Genomic DNA, 4790 nt, shown 5'->3' with positions numbered 1-4790 from the left:
TTGGTTTAGATGGAGAAAAGTGGGTTAATTATCTAGAACAATATTCTGTGGAGGTGGAACAGTAAACGCCAGTTAACTCCTTCTAAACGCCGCTTTTATCAACAAGGTATGCGGGCTGCAACTCTTATACAGTCTATCTCGTAGACCTCTTTGTCACCCCCCCAGGTCAAGCCCATTAGTAACAAGTTAGAAGGGGGTAGATTTTGTCAATACCTCTTGGGATAGAAATATTATGGAATAATAATGATAATCAAATAGGGGAAAGGGTGAGAGAGTCCGCCTGCGGCGGACTCTCTCACCCGATGGCGATTATCATTATTAATAAGTTGTGTGCTCGATTGGCGTCGCGATCGAATTCTGTGGTGGGCGATCGATAATAATGGCGGGCGATCGATAATAATGGCGGGCGATCGAATTCTGTGGTGGGCGATCGATAATAATGGCGGGCGATCGAATTCTGTGGTGGGCGATCGAATTCTGTGGTGGGCGATCGATAATAGTTGCACCACAGCCGTGTACGACAGCGTTGGGGTGAGTACGATCGATTGCGAGCGTTGGGGAGATCGAGCAATATAATTGACAAATAATTGAGCAATTGTGTAAGTCAGTAAATATGGTTAAGAGTCAAAAAACCAACCGTGACCATGCCAAAAAAACCACAAAACCGATGGTGGAAGATGAGGAGATTGCCTCACAACTATCGGCATTACTAACACCAGCCATTACCTCACAAGAAAATTACTACCGTCAACTGGGCTTGCGAGCCAGAATTCTCAACTTACCGTTGATGGTAGCAGCAGTATTAACTTTACTATGGCGAGGCGTGCCAGGAGTAACAGAACTCACAAAAATGTTCGCAGCGTGAAGGTTTTTTGTGGTGCCGACCTCAAGGGGTGACAAGGGGGCTGGAAATCAGCTATAATAAGGGTTTGAGCCAACCCTAACCCAAAAAAATTGGGGGTCGCTGTGACCCCCACACAAAATACATGTTCCCTCAATTATACCAAAAAGTTTTCGAGACGCATCTAAATCCTCGCCAGTATCTAACGCTACAATTGTTGGTGTTAATGCTACAAAGCTATCGAGATGTTAGCTTATCTACTTTAGCCAACAAATTTCCACAACTGATAAAATATGAAAGTCGAGTGAGAAATCTGCAACGGTTTTTAGACTTACCTCAACTGATAGCAAAACTGTTGTGGTTTCCCATCATCAAGCAGCTCCTCAAGCAAGAGTGGAGGAGCCAACCGAGCAATCGACAACAACGAAGACGAGCCAAGAAACTCCAACTCATTCATCAAGGACATCTGTTCTTAATTGTCGATCGAACGCTGCGGGCAAGAGCGAAATTTAATTGTGTTAAGTTTAGCTTGGGGTCAGCACGCGATTCCCGTTTATTGGGAAATATTACCCAAAAAAGGGAGCAGTAACTTACGCGAACAAAAAAGAGTTTTAACTCCTGTATTGCGGCTGTTAAAGCCTTACCCAGTTCTGGTATTAGGCGACCGCGAATTCCACAGCGTTCAACTGGCTTCTTGGCTCAGGCAAAGGAAGATAGACTTCGCTTTGCGACAGAAAAAAGGCACTTGTATTGCCGATGATGGTGCCGTTTATCGAGCGCTCAAAGACTTAAATATTCAACCGGGAAACTCCCGATTTTTTGCCAATATTTATTGTACAAAATCTCATCAGCTTGGAGACTTTAATTTAGCCGCGTACTGTCAACGAAAATATCGAGGTAGAGGTCCAAAAGAACCTTGGTATATTCTGACCAGTTTGAAAAGTTTACCTCGGACTCTCTCCGTTTATGCCGCTCGATGGGGCATCGAAACAATGTTTCGAGATTTAAAAACCGGAGGCTATAATCTGGAAAATACAAAAGTCAACGAGCGGCGGTTAATGGCGCTCGTTTTAGTCATTTCTATCGCTTATACTCTAGCCACTTTACAAGGTGCTTCTTTACAGCATCGAACTGTTGCTGAGTATATTTGTCGTCCCACTGAAACCGGACGTTCAACAGAACGCTATAGCACTTGAGGGATGGGATTGCACGCTCCCGATTGGGGTCAATTTTTCCAGAATTGGTCGGATTTAGCCGCCGTACTGATGAATCTCAAACCCCACAAACGACTCAATTTTCAACAAGGGCTTCATGCTTTATCCCTGCTCCAGAGTTCTTTGTAGCCTTGTTGTCACCCCTTGAGGGTGCCGACCTACGAAAGTTACTCAACAAGCAATGTCTCAAAGGTTTTTAAGTTTTCCCGCCACATTATTTGAGGGAGTCTTCAAAAATCTATTACCAAGTTTAAGAACTGCTTGGTATCAGAGAAACCAACGACCTCTACCGGAAAGTGTTCAATTTACTTTGAGGAAGTTTTCGAGAATTTGGATAATAGATAGTTCAACTCTTGAAGCATTATTTTGCAAGCTAAAAAGCTTAGAAGATGTGCCAAGAGGACAGTTGGCAGGAAAAATGGCAACAGTCATAGATTTAATGAATCGGCTGCCTGTTGAACTCTGGTTTCTCGAAAATCCCAAGGCTTCTGATGTGAAGCTCGAAGAAAATATCCTGCAATTGGTGCCAGCTCAAACATTACTCTTACTCGATAGAGGATTTTATCATTTTAGCGGTAGTCCTAAGCAGGAAAGGATGAGCAGACAGGAAGCGAGGCATTGTAGTAGTGAATGAATAACCAGATTGCTCCGATGTGGTTCTCTAGCTTCTTTGAGAATGACAAGGTTTTACGAACTAGACGTGACACGCGCTGACGTAAAGTGCAATTGAAGCGTTCAATATAGCTAGTTTTTCCTGTTTCTTTGCCCACTGCAAAATGCCGTTTGCTGGGTAAGACATCCGCATAGGCTGACCAGAAATCGCTGTAAATCACCGCACATTGGCGGTACACCGGGGGCAGTGACTGCCACAAAGCTTGTGCTGATTCTGCGCTACGGTCGCCGATGTGAACTCCGACAATCTCACGGGTTTGAACATCTTTCTTCGAGCCACACCCACTGCTTGTTGCCTTTGTCACCGACGAACGACCACAGTTCATCCATCTGCACCGTCAGACGGCATTTCGGCTTTGGGCGCACCTGCACCTCCTTGTTGACCTGCTGGTATTTGGCGTTGACGTAGTGTTGCACCCACAGTTGTGAGATTCCCAAGGCACGGGCAATCCCGGCTAGCGACACCTTCTCGGCTGAGCAATCGATCAACGATAGCTTTGGTTTCGTTGCTAATCATCCGCCACTGCGGATCTTCGACAAACTGCCGTCCACAATCTCGACATTTATAATTTTGCTTCTGATGCCGAGTTCGACCGTTTTTGATCACAGATTCAGACTGACAACTCGGACACAGAGGTAAAGCAGTAGACATAAAGACAAACGATGTCAGCATTACAACAGTTTTATTCTCTCACCCTTTCCTCTTTAGCACTACCATTTTAGCTTTTGGCTCAAATTAATTGAACGAGACATCCATTTAATTACTCGTTTGAAGAAAGGAGCATCAATTCAAGTAAAGCAAGTATTTACCAAAAGTTACGACTTAAAGGAGCATCTGGTATGCTTGGGTTCGGGAACAGCAAGAACTCCATATATTACCTTACGTTTGATTGAGGTTCGTTCGGGTAAAACCTGGCATTCTTATTTGACAAGCATACTTGACCCGACAGTGTTACCACCCTACGTCGTGGCAGATTTATCTCGCAGGCGTTGGAGAATTGAGGAGGCTTTTAATACCGTCAAAAGGCTCTTAGGATTGAGTTATTTGTGGACGGGTTCTCTCAACGGGATTCAGTTGCAAATTTGGGGAACTTGGATATTTTATGCAATCTTGGTAGATTTAGGCGATGCCGTTGCCGATCGACTCTCTTTACCAATAGATTCGATTTCATTAGAGATGATTTACCGGGGTCTTTACCATTTTTATGTAGCCCGCCAACAAGGTAAGGCAACCGCTCCGATCGAGTATTTTGCCTTGAAGAGAAAATCGAGACTTAGGTATTGTTAAATCTCAACGAAAGCCCAATGTTAAGTTAATTGTTGCACCTTTCCCCGACCGACAACGAGGCTCGGATCGATATTTCTTTGAGGCATCTTCTCAAACCCTGTTGACAACTGCCATACAAGCTTAACTTGTTACGAATGTGTCAAGCCTGATTGAGATGCTCTTACCCTGATGAGTTTGGCTTGTATTTCTGAGGTTCAAGCCAACGGACAAATTAAAAATGCTTTCTTATTTAGCACTGATATTCACTTACCGCCTGAGCAAATTGTTGAATATTATCAGGCTCGTTTCCAGATTGAATTTATTTTTCGTGAGCCCAAGCAATTTACGGGATTGTCTGATTGTCAAGCTCGTCATTTACCGCAGCTTGATTTTCATTTTAATGCCAGTCTAATTGCCTTAAATTTGGCCAAACATCAACTCTCTAGTTGTCATTCATCTGCCAAGTCGTTTGTCTTTTCAATGGCTTCTTATAAACGCCTACAATAAAATCGCGCATCTACTTTGTACCTTTATTGATAAGTTAGATTTAGACCCGGATTTGATTTTAAATCATCCAAATCTTCCTTCAGTCTTGTCTTATGGTACTCTGGCTGCTTAAAAAATGTCCGGAGTATTGTAAACTAAACTTTTATTATACCCTATTTAAAGGCACAACAGCTTACTCCTAATTCATCGGCAACTGCATCTCCTAAATCTACTATAGCAATCCTAAGTGATTTTCTCGATCTGTAAAAGCTGAAAGTCTTGCTATACAAGAAGTCTAGGAAGACAAGGG

The 4790-nt window shown here is 43.4% G+C and carries 2 protein-coding genes and 5 pseudogenes; 6 read left to right on the top strand and 1 reads right to left on the bottom strand.

Features of this window, described 5'->3' with window-relative positions:
* Nucleotides 1-330 precede the first annotated feature (330 nt).
* The 4 genes and pseudogenes from QUA80_RS33015 to QUA80_RS33000 form a co-directional block, all read left to right on the top strand.
* Entirely contained in the window at nucleotides 331-576 is a 246-nt protein-coding gene (locus tag QUA80_RS33015; RefSeq protein WP_333429115.1) for a hypothetical protein, read from the top strand.
* 91 nt (nucleotides 577-667) lie between these two features.
* Nucleotides 668-902, top strand: a pseudogene (locus QUA80_RS33010) (IS4 family transposase); the annotation flags it as partial.
* Between the two features lie 84 nt (nucleotides 903-986).
* Nucleotides 987-2184: pseudogene (locus tag QUA80_RS33005) on the top strand (IS4 family transposase).
* 22 nt (nucleotides 2185-2206) lie between these two features.
* A pseudogene (locus QUA80_RS33000) lies at nucleotides 2207-2629 on the top strand (IS4 family transposase); the annotation flags it as partial.
* A 7-nt stretch (nucleotides 2630-2636) separates the two neighbouring features.
* Here QUA80_RS33000 and QUA80_RS32995 read toward each other — a convergent pair.
* A pseudogene (locus QUA80_RS32995) lies at nucleotides 2637-3379 on the bottom strand (IS1 family transposase).
* Nucleotides 3380-3439: 60 nt separating this feature from the next.
* On the opposite strand from QUA80_RS32995, the pseudogene QUA80_RS32990 reads away from it, so the two are divergent.
* Nucleotides 3440-4139, top strand: a pseudogene (locus QUA80_RS32990) (transposase); the annotation flags it as partial.
* Between the two features lie 44 nt (nucleotides 4140-4183).
* On the top strand, nucleotides 4184-4501 hold the full coding sequence (locus tag QUA80_RS32985) for a transposase (RefSeq protein WP_445302318.1): 318 nt from the start codon (nucleotides 4184-4186) through the stop codon (nucleotides 4499-4501).
* The last annotated feature ends 289 nt before the right edge of the window (nucleotides 4502-4790 follow it).

The sequence above is a fragment of the Microcoleus sp. F4-D5 genome (assembly GCF_036704885.1).
Classification (GTDB): Bacteria; Cyanobacteriota; Cyanobacteriia; order Cyanobacteriales; family Microcoleaceae; genus Microcoleus.
This window is presented reverse-complemented; position numbering and strand designations above follow the sequence as displayed.